This window comes from Geodermatophilus sp. YIM 151500 (assembly GCF_025716945.1).
Taxonomy (GTDB): domain Bacteria; phylum Actinomycetota; class Actinomycetes; order Mycobacteriales; family Geodermatophilaceae; genus YIM-151500.
In genome coordinates this window covers 115,453-141,685 of record NZ_JAOVZT010000009.1, presented here as the reverse complement: position 1 = coordinate 141,685, position 26,233 = coordinate 115,453, and the positions used below count along the sequence as shown (strand labels likewise).

The 26,233-nt window shown below is 74.9% G+C and carries 25 protein-coding genes, 1 tRNA gene and 2 pseudogenes; 10 read left to right on the top strand and 18 right to left on the bottom strand.

All coding sequences use genetic code 11. From position 1 onward, the window contains the following. Window positions 1-297: 297 nt before the first annotated feature. Together OF117_RS15770 and OF117_RS15765 are read right to left on the bottom strand one after the other, a co-directional pair. Complete coding sequence (locus OF117_RS15770; RefSeq protein ID WP_263553793.1) at window positions 298-1,404, bottom strand: XRE family transcriptional regulator; 1,107 nt, start codon at window positions 1,402-1,404, stop codon at window positions 298-300. Next, a complete protein-coding gene (locus OF117_RS15765; protein ID WP_263553792.1) occupies window positions 1,401-2,030 on the bottom strand; it encodes a hypothetical protein in 630 nt (209 codons plus the stop codon). The genes OF117_RS15770 and OF117_RS15765 overlap by 4 nt, the downstream gene beginning before the upstream one ends. A 583-nt stretch (window positions 2,031-2,613) precedes the next feature. Here OF117_RS15765 and OF117_RS15760 point away from each other — a divergent pair. Further along, window positions 2,614-2,817, top strand: coding sequence for a hypothetical protein (locus OF117_RS15760; protein ID WP_263553791.1), 204 nt, complete (start codon window positions 2,614-2,616; stop codon window positions 2,815-2,817). Window positions 2,818-3,478: 661 nt separating this feature from the next. Here OF117_RS15760 and OF117_RS15755 read toward each other — a convergent pair. Both OF117_RS15755 and OF117_RS15750 read right to left on the bottom strand, forming a co-directional pair. After that, window positions 3,479-3,781 (bottom strand): annotated as a pseudogene (locus tag OF117_RS15755) (DUF5615 family PIN-like protein); the annotation flags it as partial. Window positions 3,782-3,833: 52 nt separating this feature from the next. Next, entirely contained in the window at window positions 3,834-4,070 is a 237-nt protein-coding gene (locus tag OF117_RS15750; RefSeq protein WP_263553790.1) for a DUF433 domain-containing protein, read from the bottom strand. Window positions 4,071-4,434: 364 nt separating this feature from the next. Here OF117_RS15750 and OF117_RS15745 point away from each other — a divergent pair, with 364 nt between their 5' ends. Both OF117_RS15745 and OF117_RS22275 read left to right on the top strand, forming a co-directional pair. Continuing rightward, window positions 4,435-4,722, top strand: coding sequence for a helix-turn-helix domain-containing protein (locus OF117_RS15745; RefSeq protein WP_263553789.1), 288 nt, complete (start codon window positions 4,435-4,437; stop codon window positions 4,720-4,722). 73 nt (window positions 4,723-4,795) lie between these two features. Then, window positions 4,796-5,869: pseudogene (locus tag OF117_RS22275) on the top strand (tyrosine-type recombinase/integrase); the annotation flags it as partial. Between the two features lie 152 nt (window positions 5,870-6,021). Here OF117_RS22275 and OF117_RS15740 read toward each other — a convergent pair. From OF117_RS15740 to OF117_RS15715, 6 genes are all read right to left on the bottom strand, one after another. Then, window positions 6,022-6,094: transfer RNA gene (locus tag OF117_RS15740), tRNA-Ala, on the bottom strand. Between the two features lie 83 nt (window positions 6,095-6,177). Continuing rightward, a complete protein-coding gene (locus tag OF117_RS15735) occupies window positions 6,178-7,035 on the bottom strand; it encodes a M23 family metallopeptidase (RefSeq protein WP_263553788.1) in 858 nt (285 codons plus the stop codon). A gap of 309 nt (window positions 7,036-7,344) precedes the next feature. Beyond that, entirely contained in the window at window positions 7,345-8,019 is a 675-nt protein-coding gene (locus OF117_RS15730) for an SCO family protein (RefSeq protein WP_263553787.1), read from the bottom strand. Further along, window positions 8,016-8,753 carry a YcnI family protein gene (locus tag OF117_RS15725; protein ID WP_263553786.1) on the bottom strand — a complete coding sequence of 246 codons (738 nt, stop codon included), beginning with the start codon at window positions 8,751-8,753 and terminating at the stop codon, window positions 8,016-8,018. The genes OF117_RS15730 and OF117_RS15725 overlap by 4 nt, the downstream gene beginning before the upstream one ends. Before the next feature lie 32 nt (window positions 8,754-8,785). Next, window positions 8,786-10,687: a copper resistance CopC family protein gene (locus OF117_RS15720; RefSeq protein ID WP_263553785.1), complete on the bottom strand. Its 1,902-nt coding sequence runs from the start codon at window positions 10,685-10,687 to the stop codon at window positions 8,786-8,788. Next, window positions 10,684-11,334, bottom strand: a complete 651-nt coding sequence (locus OF117_RS15715; RefSeq protein ID WP_263553784.1) for a zf-HC2 domain-containing protein — start codon at window positions 11,332-11,334, stop codon at window positions 10,684-10,686. The genes OF117_RS15720 and OF117_RS15715 overlap by 4 nt, the downstream gene beginning before the upstream one ends. A gap of 68 nt (window positions 11,335-11,402) precedes the next feature. Here OF117_RS15715 and OF117_RS15710 point away from each other — a divergent pair, with 68 nt between their 5' ends. Together OF117_RS15710 and OF117_RS15705 are read left to right on the top strand one after the other, a co-directional pair. Beyond that, on the top strand, window positions 11,403-11,978 hold the full coding sequence (locus tag OF117_RS15710; RefSeq protein WP_263553783.1) for a sigma-70 family RNA polymerase sigma factor: 576 nt from the start codon (window positions 11,403-11,405) through the stop codon (window positions 11,976-11,978). 363 nt (window positions 11,979-12,341) lie between these two features. Beyond that, complete coding sequence (locus tag OF117_RS15705) at window positions 12,342-13,304, top strand: sulfite exporter TauE/SafE family protein (protein ID WP_263553782.1); 963 nt, start codon at window positions 12,342-12,344, stop codon at window positions 13,302-13,304. Between the two features lie 48 nt (window positions 13,305-13,352). Here OF117_RS15705 and OF117_RS15700 read toward each other — a convergent pair whose 3' ends face one another. The 5 genes from OF117_RS15700 to OF117_RS15680 form a co-directional block, all read right to left on the bottom strand. Next, on the bottom strand, window positions 13,353-14,333 hold the full coding sequence (locus OF117_RS15700; protein ID WP_263553781.1) for an NAD-dependent epimerase/dehydratase family protein: 981 nt from the start codon (window positions 14,331-14,333) through the stop codon (window positions 13,353-13,355). Between the two features lie 66 nt (window positions 14,334-14,399). Further along, the gene (locus tag OF117_RS15695; RefSeq protein ID WP_263553780.1) at window positions 14,400-14,777 is read right to left on the bottom strand and encodes a cupin domain-containing protein; all 378 of its coding nucleotides are present in this window, start codon (window positions 14,775-14,777) and stop codon (window positions 14,400-14,402) included. A gap of 28 nt (window positions 14,778-14,805) precedes the next feature. After that, window positions 14,806-15,303 (bottom strand): DUF5994 family protein, encoded by a 498-nt coding sequence (locus tag OF117_RS15690; protein WP_263553779.1) that lies wholly within the window; start codon window positions 15,301-15,303, stop codon window positions 14,806-14,808. Between the two features lie 231 nt (window positions 15,304-15,534). After that, entirely contained in the window at window positions 15,535-17,424 is a 1,890-nt protein-coding gene (gene typA, locus OF117_RS15685; RefSeq protein WP_263553778.1) for a translational GTPase TypA, read from the bottom strand. A 164-nt stretch (window positions 17,425-17,588) separates the two neighbouring features. Beyond that, entirely contained in the window at window positions 17,589-17,921 is a 333-nt protein-coding gene (locus OF117_RS15680) for a hypothetical protein (protein ID WP_263553777.1), read from the bottom strand. Window positions 17,922-18,054: 133 nt separating this feature from the next. On the opposite strand from OF117_RS15680, the gene OF117_RS15675 reads away from it, so the two are divergent. From OF117_RS15675 to OF117_RS15660, 4 genes are all read left to right on the top strand, one after another. Then, window positions 18,055-21,057, top strand: a complete 3,003-nt coding sequence (locus OF117_RS15675) for a helix-turn-helix transcriptional regulator (protein WP_263553776.1) — start codon at window positions 18,055-18,057, stop codon at window positions 21,055-21,057. Between the two features lie 113 nt (window positions 21,058-21,170). Beyond that, on the top strand, window positions 21,171-22,028 hold the full coding sequence (locus OF117_RS15670; RefSeq protein WP_263553775.1) for an MBL fold metallo-hydrolase: 858 nt from the start codon (window positions 21,171-21,173) through the stop codon (window positions 22,026-22,028). Further along, complete coding sequence (locus tag OF117_RS15665) at window positions 22,021-22,536, top strand: DUF3237 domain-containing protein (protein WP_263553774.1); 516 nt, start codon at window positions 22,021-22,023, stop codon at window positions 22,534-22,536. Before OF117_RS15670 ends, OF117_RS15665 begins: the two co-directional genes overlap by 8 nt. A 126-nt stretch (window positions 22,537-22,662) precedes the next feature. Continuing rightward, window positions 22,663-23,151 (top strand): MarR family winged helix-turn-helix transcriptional regulator, encoded by a 489-nt coding sequence (locus tag OF117_RS15660; protein WP_263553773.1) that lies wholly within the window; start codon window positions 22,663-22,665, stop codon window positions 23,149-23,151. 44 nt (window positions 23,152-23,195) lie between these two features. Here the strand turns inward: OF117_RS15660 and OF117_RS15655 are convergent, their stop codons facing one another. Beyond that, a complete protein-coding gene (locus OF117_RS15655) occupies window positions 23,196-24,536 on the bottom strand; it encodes a sensor histidine kinase (protein ID WP_263553772.1) in 1,341 nt (446 codons plus the stop codon). Further along, complete coding sequence (locus OF117_RS15650) at window positions 24,533-25,207, bottom strand: response regulator transcription factor (RefSeq protein WP_263553771.1); 675 nt, start codon at window positions 25,205-25,207, stop codon at window positions 24,533-24,535. Before OF117_RS15650 ends, OF117_RS15655 begins: the two co-directional genes overlap by 4 nt. Before the next feature lie 127 nt (window positions 25,208-25,334). Here OF117_RS15650 and OF117_RS15645 point away from each other — a divergent pair, with 127 nt between their 5' ends. Next, window positions 25,335-25,664, top strand: a complete 330-nt coding sequence (locus OF117_RS15645; RefSeq protein WP_263553770.1) for a PepSY domain-containing protein — start codon at window positions 25,335-25,337, stop codon at window positions 25,662-25,664. A 63-nt stretch (window positions 25,665-25,727) separates the two neighbouring features. Here OF117_RS15645 and OF117_RS15640 read toward each other — a convergent pair whose 3' ends face one another. Then, window positions 25,728-26,225, bottom strand: a complete 498-nt coding sequence (locus OF117_RS15640) for a hypothetical protein (RefSeq protein WP_263553769.1) — start codon at window positions 26,223-26,225, stop codon at window positions 25,728-25,730. Window positions 26,226-26,233 lie beyond the last annotated feature (8 nt).

The window sequence follows — 26,233 nt, the reverse complement described above, 5'->3', positions numbered from 1 at the left end:
GCCCGCCCAGCGCTCAGAGCCAAGCCGCCGCCGCCGGGCGCAACATTGAGGCGGCCGCTTCGAGGCTCACGTGAGCGCCTGGGCCCACGACCGACGTGTACTTCGCCACTACTGGTCTCTCAAGATCGCGAACCATCACACGTCTTGTACTGCGGAGCGCCAATTCGTTGTGATCGCCCTGGCGCCGCCTTGTCCACACGCGTTAGCTCCCGGGGCTAATCGGGCGATCAGCGGGCTGTTGGAGATACACCGCTGACGTGCGCCGACTTCCAGCTGTTGCCACCGAAAATTGCTCCCTTAAGTGAGCAGCTGAAGCCGCGGTGGCGGTCCGGTGGCCACGCCCTTCTCCATCCGACCACCGCTGACGGCAGTCAGGGTAAGTCCGAACAACAGCTCGCGAAGGGTAGCCGGGTGTAGCCGGAGCTCGCGGGCGACTTCCGGAATCCCAATCCCCCGCTGGCGCATCAGGCCGAACGACTTCTCGAGGAGCTTGGACGTTTCCCGCACTCCACCATCAGGCTCACTGCTCCGGTACCCCAGTTGGCTGAGCCGGCGACAGGTCGAAGCGTAAGTCCAGTCGGTCGTCAGGCCGAGCTCATGGAGCCGGTGCGCGAGAGCCATGGCAGCTACGCCCCACCGCTTCTTCGCAGAGATTACCCGGTCAGGTCCAGCGTTCCGCAGGCCCGACGCAAGAACGTCTTCCTCCGGCATAAGGAACGCTGCAGCGAACCGATTGGCCTCGAGCTCCCGGTCACGACCCCGCGGAAGGTCGTAATCGGAGTGGATGACGAGGTGACCCAATTCGTGCGCGGCGTCGAAGCGACCCCGCTCAGCGCTCTTACGGGTATTCAGCAGCACAACTGGCGTCCCCCGCCACCAGAAGCTGAAGGCATCCACGTCGGCCAGGTGCTCCGGTAGCGAGAACACCCTGACCCCGTGTGCCTCCAGGAGGTGTACGACGTTGTCTATTCGGCGGTAGCCCAACTCCCACTCAAACCGCAGTCGCTGCGCGGCGCCGGCTGGGTCACCGGCTGCACGCTCGTACCGCGGCACGTCGGGCGCTGGCAAGTTCAGACGCGCCTCCAGCCAGTCGTTCAGCTGAATCGCCAACCCGCCGCTGGCTAGAGCCGCGTCGCGACGTCCAGCGCTCATCTTCGTGAGTGCCCGGAAGCTAGCAGCGTCCGTCGGGATTTCTTCTAGCTCCGGTGCCGAGAAGAAGTCGACGGGTACGTCGAGGGCGGCGGCTAGCCGCTTCAGCACATCAGCGCTCGGTGCTCTTGACTCTTCCTCGTAGTAGGCCAGTACGCGGGGCGTGACACCGACTTGCTTAGCCAACGCTGTCCGGGTCATCCCGGCCTTAGCTCGGGCGAACGCAAGTCGGGATGCCGTGAAGTCGACGCTCACCGCCAGGAGACGTCGACGTCGGTGCTCGGGCCTCCATCGACAGGATGGGCGACATCCAAGTCGGCCGGGCCCCCGAGAGGCTGCGACGGGATCAGGATCCGCTCGACAAGATCGCACGGGCGGGAGTCGGCACTCATGCCGCTGGGAAGGGAGAGTTCCGCGCGCACCTCACCATCGACGACGGCGACGAGCAGGACCCAAGTAAAGGGCGAGTTGATGAACGGCTCCTGCTGACCGACGTTGAACAGCGCGAGTTGCTGTCCATTCGTCTCAATCTTCTTCGCGGTGGCGGAGCCCTTCGGGTGGCGGGTCCTGGGCTCTTGACCTACCTGGCCGGTCAACTCGTCGCCGGACTGCACGACAATGCTGATCCCCAGGCCCCGGTTGAACGTCCGGGCCTGCCCGTCGAGCTCGTCGTGCTCCCAGCCCATCGGCACTACGAGGCGACGTAGGGCTGCGGTCGTTTCGAAGTACAGGAACGAGCCTCGCGCTGACGACGGGTGGAACGCGGTGGTGCTGTTCCAACCACCCGCACCAGAGGCCACGACGCGCCGCAGGCCGAGTAGATCAAGGCCGAGGCTCTGGAGCCTGGTCTGAACCTCGACCTCGTCCCGGTACAGCTGCATGATGGAGCTCCCCTGTCTCGCGATCGAGCTCGCTCCCGCCGAGCGAGTTCGGAAAAACGGTACCTCAGATTAGGTCGAGAAAGTAGAACAAGGCCGATCGTCGGCGCGTCTTGTGCACGAACCGTCGCCAGCACGGCCGCGGTCAGACCAAGCCGTTGCGCGCGGGCCCGCCACCCGTCCTTGGCCAGCACCACACCCACCGGAGACATCAAGATCAACGGGCCACACACGTCTTGCATCTCGGGCTCGGGAACTCGTGGTGACGTGTTACAGGAGGACTGCCAGCAGACTTCAGGCCATGGGAACCAGCGGCACTCCCGAGTACCGGGCCCGACGGCGGGCGCGCAAGCAACAACACCGCCAGCAACGCCAACACGCCCCGGTGGAACACCCCCGTCCGGACCGGGCCGCCCCGGCGGCGGACGGGCCGGAACGACGCACCGCCGCGACGATCTGCGGATGGTGCGGCGGACCGATCACGCCGCGCAGGCGCGGCCCGATCCCGAAGTGGTGCTCGGCCACCTGCCGGCACCGGGCCTAGGAGCAGAGCCGCGCGGCGAACTCCGGCCGGACGGCAGTGCAGGTGGCCGAGCGGCGGGTCGAGATCCGTGTACCCCTCGAGCCGACCCGTCGAGACTGGCCGCGGTTGCTCGGCGAGCTCGCCGGTCAATTGGATGACGGCCGCGTCTACGACCGGGACCTACCCGCCTTCGGCGTGGCACTGGACCCGGTCCTGCGGTCCTACCGGCGGCGGGCGCGCTGGAGCGGCGCACCCGACCTCCCCTGACTGCCCGGAGCCGGGGGTTGCCGTACTGCTCCTGTCGGGGCGCGGGCGTCGACGGTGATGTCGGGACAGTCGTCGTGGAGCGGGAAGCCAACGGGGGTGACATAGGTGACGGGGGCGGGTGACGACCCAACCGGCCTGATGCCACCCCGACCAGCGCGCCACTGGCCGTCGCGGGCGACGTGACTCCCGGCCCTGCTGTACGGCAGGGGCCGTCTGCCCGAGGAGCACGGCCCGCCAGGCAGCGCACCAACCCAGTGCGAGGGGTAACGCGCCCCGGTGACGCCCGCACGGCATGCCGCTCGGCAGCTGACCGCACCTCTCACCCCCCGTCGTCTGCTACTCGTCACAACGTATTGCGCAGTCCTGGGTGCATGAGGTGTGCCGGCTCGTGATCTTGTCTAGCCGGGCAGTTGAGAGGGGAGCGAAGGAGGGGGCCCGCAGGCGAGGATCGAGCACGTAGCCGAGGTCGACGGTGCGGCGCTGCGGAGGCCGATGGCAGGCCTCAGATTGCGCTGCCGCGGAGGCGACTACGCCGAGGACGTGTCCGCACCCCTGGACCAGGATGTGTCCGAGCTTCCCAACCGATCGACGACACCAACGCTGCCCGTGGACGCCGAACACGACGCGCGTGGCCCCACCCGGAGCGAGTGCGGGTCTGCCGCTATTGGAGACGGCGGAGACGCAGCAGGCCACGCTGGGCGACGGTGACCGTGCCGGCCAGCATGGCCAAGTCGTGACCTGCGACCACCTCCGCGAGCGCAGCGGCCACGGTCGGCGGCGACTGATTAGATGGCCTCAGTACGAGGATCCCGGCGTGGCTGCCCGGTGGGTAGGCCCGGATGTCGCCCAGTCCACGATCCAGCGTGATCAGCAGTCGTCCGGTGGCGGCCGCAGCGGCCACGACCTGCGGATCCGTTGCACCTGCGAGGTTCTCTTCGACGACGGTGTCGACATCGTGTCCGGCGGCGGTGAGGACCTGGCGGCCGAACGAGGGATGTTCTCGTCAAGCTTGACCTTCACTCGGGGCCCAGCGGGACCAGTTCCTCGCGGGCCAGCAGCGCCCCGTAAGCGGCAGCGGCCTGCACGCCTTCGGAGGTCAGGGTCGGGTACTCCTCGATGATCTGTTCGGCGCTCATGCCGGCGGCAAGGCAGTCGAGCACCACGCTGACCGGCACGCGGGTGCCGGCGATCACCGCCTGGCCGCTCAGCACGGCCGGATCGGTGGTAATCAACGCCAACCGGTCGGCACTCATACGCCCAGTGTGCCCGCGCCCGCGATCTACGCCCAGCACGCGAAGCGCCCGGACCGTGCGGACCTCGTCGAGCGGGGCACGGGATGCCTGCGCCGCGACCGCCCGAACGGCTGCCCTCGCACGACCCCGCCTCGACCCCTTCGCGTACGGGAGGAACTCGGGAGGTTCACCGGAGGAATCCGGGAGGACCAGGACCCTGAAGGACGCCCGCCCTTCGGTGATGAACGGCCCGGACGGCAGGAGACGAGAGAAACAGGAGGTTCGCCGGGCACTGTCACCAACCGGCCGGAAACGGCGCCCGCTCCGGGTGAGGGTGCGGCGCCGAACGCCGGCGCACGAGGCCGGCCGACGAGGAGGGCGACACATGGGCGACGCGCAGCGACCTCGGGAGCCGGTGTTCAGCGACCCGCTGCTGCTCACACCCGAGGAGGCCGCCGAGGTGCTCCGCATCGGCCGCACCACGGTCTACGCGCTGATGAAGGCCGACGAGCTGCACGCGGTGCACATCGGCCGCAGCTGCCGCCTCTCCAGGGCCGAGCTCGAGCGCTACGTCCGCCGCCTGGAGGCTCCCCGTGCACCGCGACGGACCCGGGCCACCACGGACCAGCGGGAACTCTTCGAGCTCGGCCCGCAGTCCCCAGACGCGGCGTGACTCCACAGGGCTCGTGCCCGCAGCCGAGCGCTCGGCCAGACTGGACCTCCAGCCCACGACCCAGGGGTGACCGATGGCGGGACGCGCCTCGAACGGCGAGTCGACGATCTACAAGGGCGCTGACGGGCGCTGGCACGGCTACGTCTCCGTCGGGTTCACGCTCGACGGCAGGCTCGATCGCCGGCACGTCAGCAACAAGAGCCGCGGCGTCGTGGTCGCGAAGGTCCGCGAGCTCGAACGCAAGCGCGACTCCGGGACGGTGGGCGAGACGTCGACCCCGACGGTCGCCTGGTGGCTCGAGCACTGGCTCGCCACCATCGCCCCGCGCCGGGTGCGACAGCGGACGCTGGAGAGCTACGAGTCCGCCGTCCGGAGGCACCTGATCCCCGGCATCGGCCGGCACCGCCTCGACCGGCTGCGTCCGGAGCACCTCGACCAGCTCTACACCGCCCTGCTCGACGCCGGCTACTCCCCCGCTTCCGTGCTGCGGCACCACCGCATCCTGTCCCGGGCGCTCACGGTCGCGGTCCAACGAGGCCACGTCCCGCGCAACGTCGCCGCACTCGTCGACCCACCCGCCCAGCGCCCCAGCGACATCGCCACCGCCCTGGACCTCGGCGAGGCCCGCGCCGTCCTGGAGGCAGCCGCGCACGTCCGCAACGCCGCCCGTTGGACCGTCGCCCTGGCCCTGGGCCTCCGGCAGTCCGAAGCGCTGGCGCTGCAGTGGAAGGACATCGACCTGCTCACCGGCACGCTGACGGTCCGGCGGAGTATCCACCGCGTCCGCGGCGGCGGGCTGGTCTACGAGGAGCCGAAGACCCGCCGCAGCCAGCGCACGCTCGCGCTGCCGATGCCGCTCGTGGCCGAGCTGCACCGGCACAAGGCCGTCCAGAACGGCGAGCGGATGCTGGCCGGCTCCGAGTGGCACGACGAGGACCTCGTCTTCGCCCAGCCCAACGGCCGGCCGATCGACAAGAAGGCCGACTACGACGCCTGGACCGACCTGCTCCGGGCCGCCGGCGTCCGGCACGTCCGGCTGCACGACGGCCGGCACACGGCCGCCACCCTGCTGCTGAGCGAGAACGTCCACCCGCGGGTGGTCATGGAGCTGCTCGGCCACGCACAGATGCGCACGACCATGGACATCTACAGCCACGTCATGCCGGCCCTGGCCCGCGAGGCCGCCGACCGGATGAGCACCCTGCTGCTGCCGAGTGGAGCCGGTCCAACTGCAACCACAACTGCAACCAGAGACGACTCAGGCCGCCCTCCCGAAGGAGAACGGCCTGGTCATCGGGGTGGAGCTGAGGGGACTCGAACCCCTGACCCCCACACTGCCAGTGTGGTGCGCTACCAGCTGCGCCACAGCCCCTTGCCGGCCCGGCGGTGTATCCCCGAGCCGTTGACGACTCTACATCGCCGGGGCGCGGCACCCGTGCAGGGGTGTCGGTCCGGTCAGATGTCGACGCCCCGCTCGCGCAGCCACGGGAGCGGGTTGATCCGCTCGCCGTCCTCGCCGCCGTCGCGCACCTCGAAGTGCAGGTGCGGCCCGGTCGACTGGCCGCGGTTGCCCAGCAGCGCGATGGTCTCGCCCGCCTGCACGTAGTCGCCGGGCGAGACCAGGATCTTGTCCATGTGCCCGTAAACGGTGACGTCACCGTTCTCGTGGAGGAGGTAGACGGCCAGGCCGTAGCCGCTGGCCGAGCCGGCCCGGAGCACGACGCCGTCGGCCGCCGCGTACTCGGGGGTGTGCATCGGCGCGGCCAGGTCGATGCCGTAGTGGAACTTGCCCCACCGCGCGCCGTAGCCGCTCGTCAGCCGCGCGCCGTCCACGGGCAGGACCGTCTTGGGCCGCGCCGCCTCGGCGGCGGCGGCCGCGGCGGCCGCCTCGGCCTCGGCAGCGGCGGCGGCCACTGCCGCTCGCTCGGCCCGGGAGGCGGCGACCTCCTCCAGCCGCGCCTGGGCCTCGGCCACGCTGATCGACGCCTGCGGCTTGAGCTCCAGCCCCTCCTCGCCGCCGCCGAGCAGCTCGTGCTGCGCGGCCAGCACCGCCGTGGGCTCGGCGGAGGCGTCCGGAGCGGTCGGCACGATGAGCACGCCGGCGGCCAGGCCGCCCGCGACCAGGGCGCCCAGCAGCAGTCCGGGGCGGCGCGCGACCCGGCCGGCCCGCGGGCGGCGGGCCCGTCCCGGAGCGGCGGCTCCCCGGAGCGTCCGCTCCCGCAGTGCCACCTCCCGCTCGACGCGCTCGCGCAGCGAGCCCTCACGAGAAACCGGGGAGCCGTACGTCCCGGTGGCGTCGCGCTGCGGAGTCATGCACCTGCCCGTTCGGAGGAAGCGGCCGGGTCGGCCCGAATCGGTCGTCACCGATCCAAACACCCCGTGACCGTCCTGTGACCATGCGTACGGCGTGTCCTCTAGCAACACGCCGTGACAACTACGTCACACACCGCACGAGTCACAGCCGTTGCCCGCATCGGTGCCATCCGGGACCACGGCCGCCGATGACCCGGGGTCGCGCCTGTCCCCGCTGCCGCCGTCCTCGCGGTGCAGCGCTCCCCCGGACCGCCGCCGGTCCGGCGCCGACGGGACGCCGCCGGTCAGGCCCCGGGGGGACGCCGCCGGTCAGGCCCCGGTGACCAGCGCTAGGTCGTCGGCGATGTCGCGCGGGGTGTTGCCGGCGTCGAAGGCCACCGGCGCCTCGTCGTCGGCGGAGTACAGCAGCAGCAGCGAGCTGTGCAGCCGGCCCTGGTCCTCGGCCAGCGGCACCCCGGCCGACAGCTGGGCCTGGTCGATGGTCGCCTGATCACCGGTCAGACCGACGAAGCCGGTCGGCAGGTCGGCGTCGAACAGGTCGAGGTACTCGCCGAGCACCTGCGGCGTGTCCGTGGCCGGGTCGGTCGTGACGAAGACCACCCGCACTCCTTCGGCGACCGCCGGGTCGAGCTGGCGCAACGCCACGGCGACGTCGGCCATCGTGGTCGGGCAGATGTCGGGACAGTTCGTGTAACCGAAGAACAGCAGCGTCGGGGTGCCGGCCGTCTCGGCCGTGAAGTCGTAGGGCTGCCCGTCGGTGTCGGTGAGCGTGAACGAGGGCCGCTGGTAGGGCTCGGGCAGGTCGATGCCGGCGTACCGGTCGTCGGGGCCCTCCACCGTCGCCGCGGCGCCGTGCCCGGCATGACCTCCGTGCCCGTCGGCCCCAGCGGCGTCGCCGCCGTCGTCCGACCCGCCGCACGCGGCCAGCACGAGCCCGCCGGAGGCGAGCAGGGCGAGCAGGCGGGTGCGGGCGGTACGGCTCACGGAGCCACGGTACGACGGCGCGCCGACCACCCGAGGTACAGGCCGCCGAGCCCGGCGAGCAGACCCAGCACCGCGAGCACCAGCGCGGCGGTCGCCGTACCGGAGCCACCGTCGCCGGCGGCCTCGCCGTCCGCGGCGGGAGCCGCGGCCTCCTGCACCTCGGCGGGCGCGGCGTCCTGCTCCCCGGTTCCCCCGCTCAGGGCGAGCACCGGGGCCGGGTACTCCGGCTCGCCCTGGCCCTCGACGGTCGGCTCGATCCACGCCGCCTCGCTGCCGTCGCTGTAGGTCTGCACCGCCGGGAGCACCACCTGCTCGACGTCCGGGAACGGCCCGCCGGAGAGCGAGAACTCCTGGAACTGGCCCGGCTCGATGCCGGTGCCCTCGTCGGCCCGCCACTCGACGACGGAGACGTACGTGTCGATCTCCTGCCCGTGCACCGCCGCCGGTTCGGACAGCTGCGCGGTGGTCATCGTGGCCGTCCAGCCGGGCACCGGCTGGGCACGCAGCGACGCCAGCGCGGCCTCCTCCGGGATGGAGACGCGCAGGGCGACGGTGCGGGCGGTGTCGCTCTCGTTGGGCACGCGGAAGGTCATCTTCCCGTAGCCCCCGGGGGCGGCGTCGGCGGAGGAGACGGTGACGTGCGCGGCGGCTCCGCCGGCCAGGCCGACCGACGCGGCGAGCGCGGTCAGGACGGCGAGCAGGACGACGGCCGTCCGGTGCATCGAGCGGGACACGGTTCTCCTTCTGCGGGGTCAGCCTGCGGGGGTCAGCGCACCGAGAAGCTGGTGCGCGCGGTGGCGGCGGTGAACTCGTCGAGCCGCACGGAGACGGCGAGCGTCCAGGTGCCGGCGGTCGGGATGGTGGGGAGGCTCACGTAGTGGCCGGGGCCGGCGCCCGCGAGGTCGAGCGAGAGCGGCCCGATCTCCTGCTGCTCCTCGGTGAGGGTCACCCGCAGCTCCTGCGGCTGGGCCGGCAGGCCCTCCTCGTCGTAGAGGTAGAGGTGCAGGCTGTTGGCGCCCGGCCGCGCCGGATCGAGCGAGACCTGCACGGTGCCCGCCTCGCCGGACCCGGTCTGCAGCGGCAGGATCGCGTCGTCCGGCTGGGCCAGCGCCGAGCGGGCCGGCGGGGTGCCGGCCAGCACCGCCGACAGCGCCAGGACGACGGCGACGACGGCGGCCTCCAGCAGGACGGAGCGGCGGAACGGGCCGACGTCCTCGACGGCGCCGTCGGCCTGGGCCTCGGCGCGGAGCCGGGCGGCGCTCGCCGTCGGGTCGGGATCGGGTGCGCCGCCGGCGTCCGCCGCGGCCTCCGCCGAGTAGGCGTGCGCGGTCACCCGGCGCCCCGGACGGCGCGGGCGCGGCGCGCCCAGGTGCTGCTGCACCCAGACCCGGGAGACGCCGGCCGCACCCAGCACGAGCAGCACGAGCAGCACCTTGGCCAGCAGCACCCGGCCGTAGGCGGTCGACACCAGCCCCGACAGCGAGCCGAGCTCGCGGACCGTCTGCGCCACCCCGCTGAGCACCAGCGCGGTCACCGCACCGAAGGCCAGGCGGGAGAAGCGGGTCAGCGCGGTGCCGAGCTGGGCGGCCGGTATGCCGGGCCGCAGCAGGCCGGCCAGCAGGGCGACGAGCCCGCCGACCCAGACCGTCATCGCCGCGACGTGCACGGAGGTGACCAGGACCGCGAAGGCCGGCAACGGCCCGGCGACGGGGTGCCCGACGGCCGCGGTGGCGACGACCAGCCCGGCCGCGAGCACGGTCCCGACGACCACGACCGCCCGTGAAGGCCCGGCGGCGGCCCGATCGGCCGTCGCGCCGAGGCGGAGCAGGGTGAGCAGCGCGAGGGCGACGACGACGCGGAACAGCAGGGTGAGGCCGTACGGGGTCGCCGCGGTCCCGACGAGCAGGTCGGGGTCGGCGATCACGCCGAGGCCGGCGCCCGCCGCGTAGGGGCCCTGCAACAGGAACAGCAGCGCCGCACCGGCGGCGACCAGGCCCGCCCCGATCACGGCCGCCCGGTGCAGCCGCGGCGCCGCCCAGCCCTCCGGCCAGCACAGCAGCAGAAAGGCGGGGATGCCGGCGCCCAGGGCCAGCCCGGCGAAGCCCAGCCACCGGGCGACGACGAGCAGCCCGGTGACCAGCGCATCGCCGTCGTCGGCGGCGTCCGCGACCGCCTCGTCGACGGGCTCGGCGTCCCCGACCACGAAACCGAACGCCCCGCTCACCGGGTGCGAGTCGGTCGAGATCACGCGGTAGGTGACCAGGTAGCCGTCGTCGGGCAGGTCGTGGCGCAGCGGGATGGTCACCGTGCTGCCGTCGACGGACGGCGCACCGGTGTCGACCCGGTCGCCGTCCCCGTCGAGCACCCGCGCGTAGCCCGCGCCCAGCGACACCGACTCGGTGAACTCGAGCACGACCGAGGCGGGAGCCACGGCCAACTCCGCCCCCTCCCCCGGCGCGGTCGACACCAGCTCGGCGTGCGCGGCGGCCGGCCCGGCGCCGAGCACGCCGGCCAGCAACCAGCCGGCGAGCAGCGCGAACAGGACGGGGAGGCGTCGGGCCGCGGGGTGCCGGATCAAGGGGCGCCGGATGAAGGGGCGCCGGATGAAGGGGCGCCGGCTCGAGGGGTGCAGGGTCGAGGGGTGCCGGGTCGAGGTCGGCCGCGTCATGCGGCCACCCGGCGCCGCGCGACGGCCCGCACGGTGCGTTCGCGCGGCCGCCGTCGCCGCCAGGCCACGAGGGAGACCAGCAGCACGCCGACGAGCAGCAGCAGGTGGACCAGCGCGCGTTCGGCGTGCACGTGACCGGCGGCGAGGTCGGCGACCGTGTGCGCGGCCAGCAGCACGCTGAAGGCGCCGAGGAACGGCAGCGAGCCCGCGGCCCACCGCGGGACGGCGGCGACGGCGAGGAAGGCGACCGCCAGCGCGGCGTTCCACGCGCCGGTCTCGTGCGCCAGGTGCACCGGCGCGCTCATCGAGCCGGCGCCCGAGGTGAGCGCCGGCCAGGCGAGGCCGGCCTGCGCCACCCCGACGGCGAGCAGCGCCAGGCGCAGCCCGGCGGTCACCAGCCGCGACCGCGCCGCGGCGCGGGCACCCGGCAGCTGCCGCGGCAGGGCGCCGAGGACGCGGGCGGTGAGATCCGGCACCGCCGGCGCCGGAGCCAGGCGGGCGCGCCGCGTAAGCGCGGCGGCCGCCTCGGCCCAGGCGGCGCACCCGGGGCAGGCGGCCAGGTGGCCGTCGAGGTCGGCGGCGGGGATCCCGGGCGCCTCGCCGTCGAGGCGCGCCGAGACCGCCTCGCGGATGTCGGGGCAGTGCATGCTGGAGTAGTCGTCGAGGGGGGCCGTCCGGTTCCCGGGTTTTTCGCGGAGGGCGGACGGTGCGGACGGTGGACGAGCTGGAGCGGCTGGCCGCCGAGGCCGCGGACGGCGACCCGCTGGCCGCCGCCGCGCTCGTCCGCGCCACCCAGGCCGACGTCTGGCGGCTCTGCGCGGCCCTCGGCGACCGGCAGTCGGCCGACGACCTGGCGCAGGAGACCTACCTGCGGGCCTTCGGCGCGCTGCACCGGTTCGAGGGCCGCTCCTCGCTGCGCACCTGGCTGCTGGCGATCGCCCGACGGGTGTGCGCCGACGCCGTCCGGTCGCGCCGGCGGCGCCGGCTGGTGCTCGTGCCCGGCGGCGCCGAGCTGGAGGCCCTGGCGCCGGTGGACGGCGACGGCGACGGCGACGGCGTGGGCGTCGGGGCGGCGCTGGCCGACCTGCTCGCCCGCCTCGACCGCGACCGCCGCGAGGCCTTCGTGCTCACCCAGGTGCTGGGACTCCCCTACGCGGAGGCCGCCGAGGTGGCCGGCTGCCCGGTGGGCACCATCCGCTCTCGGGTGGCCCGCGCCCGCGCCGACCTGGTCGACGCGCTGCGGCCGGCCGACGAGGTCGGCGGCGAGGCCGGCGAGGCGGCCCGGGGCTGACCCGCCCCCGCCGGTGCCCGGCGGACGGCCCGCGTGGTGCCCGGCACCCCTCGGCCGGCGAGGTGGGTCGGCGGGCCCGGTACATCCGTCCGGGGGAAAAAGCCCTGCCCGGCGCGCCACCCGCTTGACGCCTAAGTCGACCGATCTGGTAGACATTGCGCCGTGGCAGGGACGATGGCAGGGACGACCGCGGTGCTCCTGGTGAGCCGGCGACACGTCGACCTGCTGCGCGTCTGCACCGCCGCCTGTCCGGGCTCCTGACCCCACCGCGCCGGGCCGCCCGGCGCCGTCCCCTCCCGCTGCACCGCGCGACCGCGCCGTCCTCCGGCGTGCCCGGTGTCCGGACCTCCTGGAGTCCCGCTCGTGAAGACCCTCGTCCTGCTGGCCCTCGTCGGCCTGGGCGCCCAGCTCGTCGACGGCAGCCTCGGCATGGCCTACGGCGTCACCTCGACCACGCTGCTGCTCGCCATCGGGACCAACCCGGCCGCGGCCTCGGCCACCGTCCACTTCGCCGAGATCGGCACGACCCTGTTCTCCGGGTTGTCGCACTGGAAGTTCGGCAACGTCGACTGGAAGGTCGTCGCCAAGATCGGCGTCCCGGGCGCGATCGGTGCCTTCGTCGGTGCCCAGCTGCTGTCCAGCCTCTCGACCGCGGTCGCCGCCCCGGTCATGGCGCTGATCCTGCTGACCCTGGGCTTGTACATCCTGGGCCGCTTCACCCTCCGCGGCATCGACCGCCGGCACCTGGGCAAGCCGATGCGCAAGCGGTTCCTCGGCCCGCTGGGGCTGGTCGCCGGCTTCGTCGACGCGACCGGTGGCGGCGGCTGGGGGCCGGTCGGCACCCCGGCGATCCTGGCCAGCGGCCGGATGGAGCCGCGCACGGTCATCGGGTCGATCGACACCTCGGAGTTCATCGTCGCCGTGGGCGCGAGCCTGGGCTTCCTGCTCGCGCTCGGGTCGCAGGGCGTGGACTTCACGTGGGCGGTGGCCCTGCTGATCGGTGGCGCCGTCGCCGCCCCGATCGCCGCGTGGCTGGTGCGGCACGTCCCGCCGCGCCTGCTCGGCTCGCTGGTCGGCGGGATGATCGTGCTCACCAACGCCCGCACGCTGCTGCGCAGCGACTGGGTCGACGCGTCCGATCCGGTGCGCTCCGCGTCCTACGCGGTGATCCTCGCGGTGTGGGCGGCGGCGGTCGCCTACTCCTACCGGCAGCACCGCAGCGACCGGGCGCTGGAGTCGGCCTCCGGCTCGACCCCGTCGCGCCCCGTCGTCCTCACCGACAACACGGCGTCCTCCCCCGCCGACACCGTCCAGCGCCCCGACTGATCACCGGGCGGCGGTCCCCGTCGGAGGGCCGCCGTCCCCGGGGCCGGGTCACCCGGCGGCCAGCAGGCGGGCCTCCAGCTCCGGCGGCAGGCCGGGCTCGGGCAGGCCGTGCGGCGGCGGCTTGCGCTCGCCGGTCCGCAGCCACGCCCACGTGTCGGCGACCGTCTCCTCCAGCGGCCGGCCGGGCAGGCCGAGGGCGCGGGCACGAGCGGTGTCGACGTCCCAGGCGGTGCGGGCCATGCCGGCGGGCAGCCACAGCGGCAGGTGCACCCACGGTTCCACCCCTGCGGCGAGCAGGTCGGCCTCGGGGGTGGGCGCCCACTCCGCGTCCCCGCCGGTCACCCGCCGGCAGATCGCGAGCAGGCCGCCGAGCGTGGTCATCCCGACCGGGCCGGTCGCGTTGACCGCCCCCGACTCGCCGCGCTCGGCCATCGCGACCAGCCAGCCGGCCAGGTCGCGGGCGTCGACCGCGGCGATGGGCTGGTCCAGGCCCTCGGCCGGGACGACCACCCGGCCGCCGCGGGCGATGCGCTCCAGCCACCAGCCGAGCCGGTGCACCGGGTCGTGGGGTCCGACGATCAGGCCGGCGCGGGCGGTGAGGAAGCGCCCTCGGAGCGCCGCGGCGAGCTCCCGCTCGGCGTAGGCCTTGACCGGTCCGTACTCGTCGTCGTCCGTGGTCCAGGTGGGCTCGCCGTCCTCCGGCCCGAGGGGCCCGGGCGGCCAGTTCCGGTAGGCGTTGAGGCTGCTGACGAAGGCGTACCCGCGGACGCCGGCCAGCGCGGCGGCCGCGTGCCGGGCGGCGGCGCGGGTCTGGCAGGAGGTGTCGACGACGAGCTCCGGCGCCCAGCCCTCGAGCGCTGCGGGCAGGGCGGCGGCGTCGTCCCGGTCGCCGTGCAGCGCGCGGACGCCGTCCGGAGGCGACCCGGTGATCCCGCGGGTGAAGGTGGCCACCTCGTGGCCGCGGTCGAGCGCGGCGCGGGCCACGTGCCGACCGAGGAACAGGGTGCCGCCGAGGACGAGCAGTCGCACGGACCCACCCCAGCCGATGCCGTCGACCGGCGTCCAGCCGGTTCGCCACGGGCGGAACCGGCGCGGTCAGAGCAGGACGACGCTCTCCTGCTCGTTCGGGTCGGTCCGGGCGATCAGCGCCCGCACCGGGTGGTCGGTCGGGTTGAACGGCTGGTGCGGGACGCCGGCCGGGATGTAGACGAAGTCGCCGGCGCCCACCGTGTCGAGCCGCTCGAGGTCCGGGCCGTGCCGCATGGACGCCGAGCCCTCGAGCACGTAGATCGCCGACTCGTGCGCCTCGTGCAGGTGCGCCCGCGCCTCGGCACCGGGCGGCAGCACGAGCAGGTGCAGGCACAGCCCCTCGGCCCCGCAGCTCTGCCTCGAGACGCCCTCGAAGTAGTCGAGGCCCTGCTTCCCGGCATACGACCGGGAGTCGCTCGCGCGGATGATCCGGCAGTCGGTCATGCCCGACACCCTGGCACGGGTCGCGCGCTCAGCCGACCCGTGCGGGCATCCGCGGCAGAGCGGGCACCTGCGGCAGTGGGGTCGACCGGGCCGCCGCCAGCACCATCTGCGGCGAGCGCGGCAGGCCCCGGCGCAGGCCCAGCCGCAGCGCCCGGGCGCCGGTGATGACGTCGGTCTCCGGTGGGATGACGAGCAGGTCGGCGCGCCGGTTGCCGCCGGCCCAGGTGAGGCAGACGACCAGCGGGTCCATGCTGCGGAAGCCACCGGTGCGCACGACGCGTCCCTGCACGACGACCTTGCGCGGCGCGGGCCGCCAGGCGTCGAGCGCGTAGGTGAAGCGCTCCACGCGCACGCCCCGCCGGTCGAGCTCGGCGATCAGCTCCGGGACCTCCACCGACAGGTCGCGGGTGCGCGGGAACCAGGCCCCGTCGAACGCCTCACCCCCGAGCCCGGCGTCGTCGCGCAGGCTGACCCGGACGTCGATCCCGGCCCGGAACCCGCTCTCGGCCGCACGGGTGGTCGTCATCGGCGCTCGGCCCGCCTCTCGCTGGTGGGTGTGCCAGTGGTCCGACGAGACCGTAGGCAGCCGGCGCGGCGCGCCTCGGCTCGCGCTCGGCGGGCGTGCCGCCGCCGTCCGGAGCGTCGTCACCCGGCGTGAGTTCGTGGGCACGCGACCCTGGGGCGATCATCGCCGAAGGGCTGGCCGACACGCCGATGGGGGCGACCAGCCGCCGATGGTCGACGCCGGGTGGGGGTGTCAGGCTCGCGGTTTGCGGTTGCGGGCCTTGCCCCGCTCGTTCTGGTCGAGGACCACCTTGCGCACCCGGATGGCGGACGGCGTGACCTCGACGCACTCGTCCTCGGCGCAGAATTCCAGCGCCTGCTCCAGGTTCAGGATCCGCGGCGGGATCAGCCGCTCGAGCTCCTCCGCGGTCGACGACCGCATGTTGGTGAGCTTCTTCTCCTTGGTGATGTTGACGTCCATGTCGTCGGGCCGGGAGTTCTCGCCGACGATCATGCCCTCGTACACCTCGGTGCCCGGGGCCACCATGAGCGAGCCGCGCTCCTGCAGCGAGAACATCGCGTAGGAGGTGGCCGCACCGGAACGGTCGGCGACCAGCGAGCCGGTGGGCCGGGCGCGCATCTCGCCCATCCACGGCTCGTAGCCCTCGAGGTTGTGGTTGAGGACGCCGGTGCCGCGGGTCTCGGTGAGGAACTCGGTGCGGAACCCGATGAGCCCGCGCGAGGGCACGACGTACTCCATCCGCGCCCAGCCGGTGTCGTGGTGCACGAGGTTCTCCATGCGCCCCCGCCGCACCGCCAGCGCCTGGGTCAGCGTGCCGACGTAGTCGCCCGGCGTGTCGATGGTGACCCGCTCGACCGGCTCGTGCAGCGTGCCGTCGATCTCCTTGGTGACGACGGTGGGCCGGCCGACGGTGAGCTCGAACTCCTCGCGGCGCAGCTGCTCGACCAGGATCGCCAGCGCCAGCTCGCCGCGGCCCTGCATCTCCCAGGTGTCGGGGCGCTCGGTGGGCAGCATCCGCACCGACACGTTGCCGACCAGCTCGGCGTCCAGCCGGTTCTTGATCAGCCGGGCGGTCAGCTTCTTGCCCGCGCGACCCGACAGCGGCGAGGTGTTGATGCCGATGGTGATCGAGATCGACGGCTCGTCGACGGTCAGCGGCGGCAGCGGGCGCGGGTCGTCGGGGTCGGCGAGGGTGTCGCCGATCATCACGTCCTCGATGCCGGCGACCGCGACCAGGTCGCCGGGGCCCGCGCTGGCGGCCGGGGTGCGGGTCAGCCCCTCCGTCGTCAGCAGCTCGGTGATCTTCACCCGCTGCACCGTGCCGTCGGTGCGGCACCAGGCGACCTGCTGGCCGTTCTTCATCTCGCCCGAGTGGATGCGCAGCAACGCCAGCCGGCCCAGGTAGGGCGAGGCGTCGAGGTTGGTGACCTGCGCGCGCAGCGGCTCCACGGCGTCGTAGGACGGCGGCGGGATGGTGCCGAGCAGCGTCTGCACCAGCGGCGCGAGGTCGGGGCTGTCCGGCGAGGTGCCGTCGGCCGGGCGGGTCAGCGACGCCTGCCCGGTCTTGCCGTTGGAGTAGACGATCGGGAACTCCAGCGCCTCGGGATCGAGCCCGTTGTCCTCGAGCAGCTCCATGAACAGCTCGTAGGTCTCGTCGACGACCTCGCCGATCCGCGCGTCCGACCGGTCGGTCTTGTTGACCACGAGGATGACCGGCAGCTGCTTGCCCAGCGCCTTGCGCAGCACGAAGCGGGTCTGCGGCAGCGGCCCCTCCGACGCGTCGACCAGCAGGACGACGCCGTCGACCATCGACAGCCCGCGCTCGACCTCGCCGCCGAAGTCGGCGTGCCCGGGGGTGTCGACGATGTTCACCGTCACCGGGTGGCCCTCGGCGTCGGCCAGCCGGATGGCGGTGTTCTTGGCCAGGATGGTGATGCCGCGCTCGCGCTCGAGGTCCATCGAGTCCATCACGCGGGTCTGCGTCTCGTCGGCGTCCGTGCCCTCGCCCTTGGCCCGGCCGAGCGCGCCGGCCTGGCGGAGGAGGGCGTCGACCAGGGTGGTCTTGCCGTGGTCGACGTGGGCGATGATCGCCACGTTGCGCAGGTCGTCGCGGGTGGGCATGCGGAGGGCACCTCGGGAGCTCGGGGGTTCGGCGCCCGCTGGCGCCCGACACCGGTGGTGAACGGCCGCCGTCCCGGCGACCTTCCCAGGCTACTCGAAGGACCCCCTGCCCCCCGCCGCTCGCAGGCTCGCGACGGGACCCCGCAGGGGGCCGACCGGTGCACTCAGCGCCGGTCGGCGACCGCGTAGGTGACGCCCGCGGCGGCGGCGGTCACCAGCGTCACCGCCAGCCACGCGGACAGGCCGACGCCGAGGGCGAGCACGTGCGCGAGCACGAAAGCGGCGACGTACACGCCGGCCAGGCCCAGCGCGACGGCGAGCCCGCGGCGGCGGTACCAGAGCCAGGCCGCGGCCAGCCCCGCGCCGACGAACAGCGCGCCGCCGAGCCAGCGGATCCCGGTGCCCTGTGCCACGCCGAAGCCGGCGGCCAGCCCGACCACCACGAGCACGGACGACGGGAAGCGGGTGCGGGCGCCGGTGAGGGTCGGGGTCGACATGCCGACCAGTCTCCTCCTCGACGTGCCGACCAGTCTCCTCCTCGACGTGCCGACCCGTCGCCGGGCCGCGGCCGACGGGACGCTCGTCGGCCAGCCGCTTGTCCGACACCGGCGGCCGCGCGAGGCTCGGGGCGTGGGCCCGCTGCTGTGCCCGGTCCTCGTCGGGCGGGACGCCGAGCTGCGCGCCGTCGCGGACGCCGTCGACGACGCGGCTTCGCGCCGGGGTCGCGGCCTGGCGCTGCTCGGCGAGGCCGGGACGGGCAAGTCCCGGTTGCTGGCGGAGGCGCGCACCCGGGCGGCCGGCCGCGGCCTGCAGGTGCTGCACGGACGGGTGCTCGAGCGCGGCACCGCCTACCCGACCGGGCCGTTCGCCGAGGCCGTGGCCGGCGCCTTCCGGGCGGGCTGGCCGGCGCACCCCGGGTTGCGGCCGGTGCGCGCCCTGCTGGACCGGCTGACCGGCGAGCACGCCGGAACGCTCCCACCGCCCGCCCCGCCCGCGCTGGCGGAGGCGCTGCTGCGGTTGCTGCACGCGGCCACCCGGGAGCGCGGCGCCCTGCTGCTGGTCGAGGACCTGCACTGGGCCGACTCCGACACCGTGGTGGTGCTCGACTACCTGCTCGCCAACACCGCCGACCACGCCGCGGGCTGCCTGGTCACGCTGCGCCCGGAGCCCCCCGGGGATGCCTACCGGGCGGTCCGCCGGGCGGCCGACACCCGCGCCGCGCAGCTGGTGGAGCTGGGTCCGCTCGACGACCGCGACGTCGACCGCATGGTGCGCGCCTGCCTGGGCGTCGACGCGGTGCCCGCCGGGCTGCTGCGGTTCGTCCGCGACCGCGCCGACGGCGTGCCCTTCCACGTGGAGGAACTGCTCGCCGGGCTGGCCCGCGCCGGCGCGCTGCTCGACACCGACGACGGCTGGCGGGTCGTGGAGCGCCGGCTGCACGCGGCCGTGCCGCCCACCGTCGCCGACTCGGTCACCGCGCGCCTGGCCACCCTCCACCCGCGCACCCGGGCGGTGCTGCAGGCCGCGGCGCTGCTGGGACGCCGGCTCGAGCCGGAGACGCTCGCGCGCGTGACGGGCCTGCCCCCCGGGGAGGTGCTCGCCTCGCTGCGGGAGGCGTCGTACGCCGCCTTCCTCACCACCGACCCGGACGACGGCGCCCTGCGCTTCCGGCACGCCCTCACCCGCGACCACATCGCCACCTCGCTCATCGGCCCGGACCGGTCCGCACTGGCCCGGCGCGCGCTGGACGTGGTCACCGAGGTGCACCCGCGGCCGGCCGGCCCGGAGTTGGCGGTCGCCGCCCACCTGGCCGAGCTGGCCGGGGACGCCGAGCGCGCCGCGACGCTGCTCGTCGAGCTCGGGAACCGGGAGCGGCGCGGCGGCGCCCTCGGCACCGCGGCCGCGCACCTCGAGCGGGCGCTGGAGCTGCTCGGCGGCGCGGGGGCGGACACACTGGCCACCCGCGAGGACCTGGCCGCCGTGCGGGCGCTCGCCGGCGACGTCGACGCCGCGCTGGCCCTGGCGGCCCCGGCGCTCGACGAGCGGCGCGACCGCTGCGACGGGCGGCGCGACCGCTGCGACGGGCGGCGCGACCGCTGTGACGACGCGGAGCGCGCCGGCGCCCTCCGGCTCAGCCTCGCCCGGGCGCTGCTGGGCGCCGGTCGGCTCGAGGAGGCGCGCCGGCAGCTCGCCGACGCCGGGCTCCCCGGCCCGGCCGCCGCCGTGCTGGGCGCGCAGATCGACGCGGCAGCCGGCTTGCCGGCCCGCGCGCGGTCCCGGGCGCGGGCCGTGCTCGCGGCGCCGGACGTGGCACCGGAGGTGGCGTGCGAGGCGTGGGAGGTGATCGGGCGGGCCGACCGGTTGCACGACGTCGACGCCGCCGAGCGCGCGTTCGCCGCGGCGCTGGACCTGGCTGATCTGCACGCGCTGGGCTCCTGGCGCGCCCGCGCGCTGCACGAGCTCGGCACGGTCGACCTGCTCGACACGATGCGGACCGACCGGCTCGAGCAGGCCCGCCGGGCGGCGGTGGAGACCGGCACCACGGCGACGCTGGCGCTGGTCGAGTTCCACCTCGCCGAGGCGCTCGTGGCGCGCGGACGGCCGGCCGCCGGCCGCGCGGCCGCCGTGCAGGCCGCGGCGGCGGCGCGCCGCACCGGATCGGCCGTGCTCGCCCCCGCGCTGCTCACCCTGGCCCGCTCCTACGCCCACGAGCTCGACACGGAACGGATGGAGGAGGCCCTCGACCGGGCCCGCGCGGCCGGCGGCGGCGAGGTCGCGGTCGCGGCGGGCGAGCACGGGCGGGTCCGGGCCATGCTCGCGCTCCACGAGGGCGATCCGGAGGCGGCGAGGGCGTCCCTGGACCGGGCGGTGGAACTGCTCGGAGCGGCGCCGGGGCACCACTTCCCGCACTGGGGGTTGTGGGCCCTGCTGCACGCGCTCGACCGGCCGGACGCCGACGAGGCGGCCACCCGGGCCGCCGCCGCCCCCGGCAGCGGCACCCGGTTCAACCGGTCGCTGCTGCAGGTGTCGCGGGCGGTCCGGCTCGGCCGGTCCTCCCCCGCCGCGGCGGAGACCGCGTTCGCGGCGGGCACGGCCGACCTCGCCGGCTACGTCGACGCCGACTGGCTGCTGCACCTGACTGGGTGGCTGGTCGCGCCGGCCGCGCGGCGCGACGGGTGGGGCGATCCGGTGGGGTGGCTGCAGGCCGCGGTGCGCTGGTTCGCCGACCACGACCGGCCGCGTCTGGCGACCGCCTGCCGCACCCGGCTGCGCGAGGCCGGTGGCCGGGTCCCCCGCCGCGGGCGCGGGCTGTCGCCGGTGCCCGACGACCTGCTCGCCCGCGGCGTCACCAGCCGCGAGGTGGACGTGCTCCGGCTGCTCGGCCACCGGCTGACCAACCGGCGCATCGCCGAGGCGCTCGTGCTGTCCCCGCGCACGGTGGAGAAGCACGTGGCGGACCTGCTGCGCAAGACCGGTGCCTCCGACCGCGCGGCGCTGGCCGCGCTCGCCACCCAGCGCCTGCCCGCCGACGAGCGCGCGCCCGCCGAACAGCGCCCGTCCGCCCAGCGCGCGCCCGCCGCCGGCCGACCCGGGCGCGCTCGTCGTCAACCGGGTGCCACCACCCGTCGTTAACCGGGTGCCGCCACCCGTTGACCGGGTACCGCGCACCGATCCGCCGCCCGCGCGCCCGGGCGGAGGCTCGTCCTCGACCGACCGGTCCGTCCCCCGGTGGTCAGGAGGAACCGATGGACCCCGTCCTGAGCGAGCCGTTCCGGGCCGGCCCCGACACCACGGTGATCCCCACCCACTGGCCCGTGCCCGGCGTCGGCGTCATCCCGATGAACGCCTTCGTCGTCCACGCCTCCGAGCCCGTGCTCGTCGACACCGGCACCGCGGCCCTGGGCGAGGACTTCGTCGACGCGCTGGCCTCGATCGTCGCGATCGAGGACCTGCGCTGGATCTGGCTGACGCACGAGGACCGCGACCACACCGGCAGCCTGCGCCGGCTGCTCGAGCTGGCGCCGCGGGCCCGCGTGCTCACCTCGTTCATGGCGATCGGGCGGATGCTGCCCGACGGCCCGTTCCCGCTCGACCGGGTGCGGCTGGTCAACCCGGGCGAGACCGTCAACGTCGGCGACCGGAACCTGCGCGCGCTGCGACCACCGCTGTTCGACAGCCCGGCGACGGTCGGGCTGCTCGACGACCGCTCCGGTGCGCTGTTCAGCTCCGACTGCTTCGGCGCCCCGCTGCCCGAGCCGGGCATGGCCGCCGCCCGCCGCGCGGACGACATCCCGCCGGAGGTGCTGGCACCCAGCCAGGTGGCCTGGGCCACCGTGGACAGCAGCTGGGTGACGATGGCCGACCCGGTCGCGCTGGGCTCCGCCCTCGACGCGCTCGCCGGGCTGCAGCCGAGCGTCGTCCTCAGCTCCCACCTGCCCCCCGTGCACGACTGCCTCGACCGGGTCGTGGCGACGCTGCGCACGACGCCGTCCGCCGACCCGGTGCCCGGGGTGACCCAGGCCGAGCTGAAGGCGCTGCTCGCCGGCTTCGAACCGCAACCGGAAGCACGACCGCAACCGACGAAGGAGAAGGTCCATGTCTGACCGGTCCACCCGCGCCCGCATCTTCCGGATGGAGGGCCGGCTCACCGAGCTCGTCGTCGTCGGGCTGCTGCCCGAGGGCGTGCGGATGCACAACACGTTCGAGGGCACGATCGTCGACGGCGAACCGGCCGGCGGGCACGTGCGGGGCATCGACGAGTTCGTCATCCGGCCCGACGGGGTCGGCGCCATCGACGCCCGCGAGGTGCTCTCCGCGACCGCGGGGACGGCGTACGCGGACGTCCTCGGCTACGCCCACCCACCCGCCGGGATGCCGCCGCCCCCGCTGGAGGTCTTCCTCGACCCGGCCTTCCGGTGGCCCGACGCCCGCTTCGCCATCGAGTGCGGCGCCACCTACCGCAGCGCCGCCCCGGGTCTCGGCGAGCTCGCCCGCACGGCGGTGGTCCACCTGGGCTGGGTGAACATGGCCACCCGCGAGCTGGTGATCGAGGGCTACCGGGCGTCCGCGCTGCGGCCGGACTCCCGGTCCGCAGCGGCCGCCGCGGCCTGACCGACGGACGTCCGCGCCCGGGACCACCGTCCGCGCGCCCGCGCCGTGACCGGGACGTCGCGGCCCGGGTGCGCGGGCGGTGATCGCTGGTTGAGCGCTTGATCGTCCCGCCGGTATCCTGTGCCCATGACCGCGAGCGGCGCGCCGTCCGCCCCCTCGGGTGAGCCGCGCTGGCTGGACGCCGACGAGCAGAAGGCCTGGCGGGCGTGGTTGTACAGCTCCTTGCTGCTGCACGACCGGCTCGACCGCGAGCTCAGCCGTGACGCCGGCATCTCGCACGCCTACTACGAGATCCTGGTGCAGCTGTCGGAGACGCCCGGCCGGATGCTGCGGATGAGCGAGCTGGCCGACCGCTGCCTGTCCTCCCGCAGCCGCCTCTCGCACGCCGTCTCCCGGCTCGAGGAGCGCGGCTGGGTGCGCCGGCAGGTGTGCGAGGAGGACGCCCGCGGGCAGCTGGCGATCCTGACGGACGAGGGGTTCGCGGCGCTGGAGAAGGCCGCACCCATCCACGTGGAGAGCGTCCGCAGGCACCTGTTCGACCAGCTCTCCCCCGAGCAGGTCGCCGCGCTGCACGACATCGGCGAGACGCTGCTGCGCCACCTCGGCCCCCGCTGAGTCCGCCCGCGGACCGGGCCGTGCGGTCCGGGTCGCCCCGCCGGTCAGCGCGCGGCGGGCAGCCGCATGGTGACCACCGCGCCGCCGGCCGGGTCGTCCCCGGCCCGCACCTCGCCGCCGTGGGCCCGGGCGGTCAGCTCGACGATCGCCAGCCCCAGCCCCGCTCCGGACGAGGTACGTGAGCGTTCCGCGCGGCTGAACCGCTCGAAGGCGTGCGGCAGGAAGTCCGCGCCGAACCCCGGCCCCTCGTCGCGCACGCTCACCAGCACGGCGCCGTCCTCGGCGGAGGCCGACAGCAGGACGCGGCCGCCGCCGTGCCGGAGCGCGTTGTCGACCAGGTTCGAGAGCGCCTGCTCCAGGCGCAGCCGGTCGCCCCGCACGACCGCGCCGTCGCCCGGCTCGACGAGCACCGTGCGGCCCTCGGTGGCGGCCCGCGCGGCGAAGCGGCCGGCGATCGCGTGCAGCAGGTCGGGGACGGCGACCGGCTCGGCCCGCAGCAGCTCGGACCCCTCCTCGCCGCCGGCCAGCGCCAGCAGGTCCTCGGCCAGCCGGGTGAGCCGGTCGACGTCACCAGCGGCCGACCGCAGGGCCGCGGTCAGCTCCTCCGACGAACGGGGACGGCGCAGCGCCAGGTCCAGCTCGGCGCGCAGCAGCGCGAGCGGCGTCCGCAGCTCGTGGCTGGCGTCGGCGACGAACCGGCGCTCCCGGCGCAGCCCCGCGTCGAGGCGGTCGAGCATCGCGTTCAGCGTCGTCCCCAGCCGGTACACCTCGTCGCGCGACGGCGGCACCGGCAGTCGCTCGCCGGCGCTGTCCGCGGAGATCGCGGCGGCCCGGCGCCGCATGGCCTCCACCGGGCGCAGCGCGGCCCCCGCGAGCAGCCAGCCGGCGCCGGAGGCCAGCAGCAGCGCCACCGGCCCGCCGACGAGCATCTGGGTGCGCAGGTCGTCCAGCGCGTCGGCCCGCTCCTCCAGCGAGCTGCCGACCACGAGCACCCCGCCGGCCGCGGGGCCGGCGCGCAGCAGCACCGGCTCGGCCTCGTCGTCGTCCGGGAGCTGCACGTCGGCCTCGACGACGAGCGGGTCGTCGGCCTCGGCACCGGCGACGTCCGCCGGTGCGAACAGCGGCTGCTCGAAGCCGGGCGTCGCGGCCACCACCCGTCCCCGGGGGTCCATGAACTGGGCGAAGTCGGTCGGGCTGCCGGGCAGCGGGGCGTCACCCAGTTCGGCCGCCAGCGCCTCGGCGCGGACGTCGAGGGCGTGCGCCTCCCGGTCGAGCAGCGTGTCCGCGAGCCGCAGCTGCACGAACACGCCGGCCGCGCCCAGCACGACGGCCATCGCGAGCGCGAAGGCCAGCGTGAGGCGGGCCCGCAGCGGCAGCCGGTTCATCCGTCGGCCCGCAGCCGGTAGCCGACCCCGCGCACCGTCTCCAGCGAGCGGCGGTCGAAGGGGCGGTCGATCTTGTCCCGCAGGTAGCCGACGTAGACGTCGACGACGTTGGACCCCCGCTCGTAGGCGGAGTCCCAGGTCGCGTCGAGGAGCTGCCCGCGGGAGAGCACCTGCCCGGGACGGCGCATGAACGTGGCCAGCAGGGCGAACTCGCGCGCGGAGAGCGCCACCTCCTGCTCCCCCCGCCACACGCGTCGGGACGCCGGGTCCAGCCGCAGGTCGCCGGCCTCCAGCACCGGCGGGCGCTCCACCCCGCCCCGCCGGGCCAGGGCCCGCAGCCGCGCCAGCAGCTCGTCGAAGGCGAACGGCTTGACGAGGTAGTCGTCGGCCCCGGCGTCCAGGCCGGTCACCCGGTCGCCGACCGCGCCGCGCGCGGTGAGCAGCAGGACCGGCGTCCAGATGCGGCGCTGGCGCAGCCGGCGGCAGACCTCGAAGCCGTCCGGCGGGGGCAGCATCACGTCGAGGACGACGACGTCGAAGCTCTCCTCGGTGGCCCACCAGAGCGCGTCCTCGCCGGTGCCGGCCACCTCGACGGCGTGGCCCTCCTCGACCAGGCCGCGGCGCAGCAGCTCGGCCAGCCGGGCCTCGTCCTCGACCACCAGGACACGCATGGTGCAGACCTACCGCACCTGGGTAAGGCGCCGGTGAGAGCCGACCGCCGCACCTCTCATCGTGCTCTCACCTCCCCTGCCTAGCGTCGTGCGCGACGACAGCAGTCCTGCCCGAAGGAGCACCACCATGCGCCGCCCCACCACCCGCCTGCTCATCATCACCGCTGCGACCACCGGATTCGCCTCGATCGGCACCGGCATCGCGATCGCCAGCGCCCTCGCGCCCGACGCCGGGGAGAGCGCCGAGGCGCAGATCCAGAGCCCGGCCTACGAGCGCGCCGTGGAGGCCGCGCTCGCCCACGTCGGCGCCGGGGTGATCAGCGACTCCGAGGTCAGCACGGAGGAGGGTGCCTACGAGGTCGAGGTGCTGCTCGACGACGGCACCGAGGTCGAGGTGCAGCTCGACGAGAGCTTCGCGGTCGTCGCCGAGGAGCAGGAGACCCCCGACGCCGACTGAGCGGAGGGGATCCGTCGCGGTGACCGCGCCGGATCCCCTCCGCTCGGGCTCCACGCCTCCGTCTCAGTGCGCCGGGCGCTGCAGCGACACGACGAGCCGTGAGACGCCGTCGGCACCGGTCGGGGTGAGCCGGGCGCTTCCGCTGACCGCGGCGTAGCGGCCGCTGCCACCCAGGACCGTCATGTCGATCGTGTCGAGCGCCAGGTCCGGCGTGCCGGTCACCTCGATGGTGCCGTCCCGGAGCACGAGCGTCCCCGCGCATTCCGCCCGGGTCCCCTCGACGACGGTGCACGTGCTGGGGAAGCGGCCGAGCACCTGCCGCGTGGCGGCGTCCCGACGGTCGGGGTGGCGCAGCAGGTTGTCGAACCGGAAGACGTCACCCGGGCTCGGCGGGGCGCCGTCCCGAACCGCGTCCGGGACGGCGACCGGCCGGCTGACGTCCAGCAGCTCCAGGGACTCCCCGACCGGCGCCGTCGCCGGCGCGGCGTCCGCGGCCGCCGCTCCCGAGCAGGCCAGTGCCGCCGCGACGATCCCGACCGTGGTGGTGCGTGCGCTCCTCATCGCGACCC

What these genes read in the sequence shown, in the direction of transcription:
- OF117_RS15660 (WP_263553773.1), top strand. Translation starts at nt 22,663, where the DNA reads ATGACCGCGAGCGGCGCGCCGTCCGCCCCCTCGGGTGAGCCGCGCTGG.
- OF117_RS15765 (WP_263553792.1), bottom strand. Translation starts at nt 2,030, where the DNA reads ATGCAGCTGTACCGGGACGAGGTCGAGGTTCAGACCAGGCTCCAGAGC.
- OF117_RS15750 (WP_263553790.1), bottom strand. Translation starts at nt 4,070, where the DNA reads ATGAGTGCCGACCGGTTGGCGTTGATTACCACCGATCCGGCCGTGCTG.
- OF117_RS15680 (WP_263553777.1), bottom strand. Translation starts at nt 17,921, where the DNA reads ATGTCGACCCCGACCCTCACCGGCGCCCGCACCCGCTTCCCGTCGTCC.
- OF117_RS15720 (WP_263553785.1), bottom strand. Translation starts at nt 10,687, where the DNA reads ATGACGCGGCCGACCTCGACCCGGCACCCCTCGACCCTGCACCCCTCG.
- OF117_RS15665 (WP_263553774.1), top strand. Translation starts at nt 22,021, where the DNA reads ATGTCTGACCGGTCCACCCGCGCCCGCATCTTCCGGATGGAGGGCCGG.
- OF117_RS15745 (WP_263553789.1), top strand. Translation starts at nt 4,435, where the DNA reads ATGGGCGACGCGCAGCGACCTCGGGAGCCGGTGTTCAGCGACCCGCTG.
- OF117_RS15640 (WP_263553769.1), bottom strand. Translation starts at nt 26,225, where the DNA reads ATGAGGAGCGCACGCACCACCACGGTCGGGATCGTCGCGGCGGCACTG.
- OF117_RS15735 (WP_263553788.1), bottom strand. Translation starts at nt 7,035, where the DNA reads ATGACTCCGCAGCGCGACGCCACCGGGACGTACGGCTCCCCGGTTTCT.
- OF117_RS15670 (WP_263553775.1), top strand. Translation starts at nt 21,171, where the DNA reads ATGGACCCCGTCCTGAGCGAGCCGTTCCGGGCCGGCCCCGACACCACG.
- OF117_RS15650 (WP_263553771.1), bottom strand. Translation starts at nt 25,207, where the DNA reads ATGCGTGTCCTGGTGGTCGAGGACGAGGCCCGGCTGGCCGAGCTGCTG.
- OF117_RS15690 (WP_263553779.1), bottom strand. Translation starts at nt 15,303, where the DNA reads ATGACGACCACCCGTGCGGCCGAGAGCGGGTTCCGGGCCGGGATCGAC.
- OF117_RS15695 (WP_263553780.1), bottom strand. Translation starts at nt 14,777, where the DNA reads ATGACCGACTGCCGGATCATCCGCGCGAGCGACTCCCGGTCGTATGCC.
- OF117_RS15655 (WP_263553772.1), bottom strand. Translation starts at nt 24,536, where the DNA reads ATGAACCGGCTGCCGCTGCGGGCCCGCCTCACGCTGGCCTTCGCGCTC.
- OF117_RS15715 (WP_263553784.1), bottom strand. Translation starts at nt 11,334, where the DNA reads ATGCACTGCCCCGACATCCGCGAGGCGGTCTCGGCGCGCCTCGACGGC.
- typA (WP_263553778.1), bottom strand. Translation starts at nt 17,424, where the DNA reads ATGCCCACCCGCGACGACCTGCGCAACGTGGCGATCATCGCCCACGTC.
- OF117_RS15645 (WP_263553770.1), top strand. Translation starts at nt 25,335, where the DNA reads ATGCGCCGCCCCACCACCCGCCTGCTCATCATCACCGCTGCGACCACC.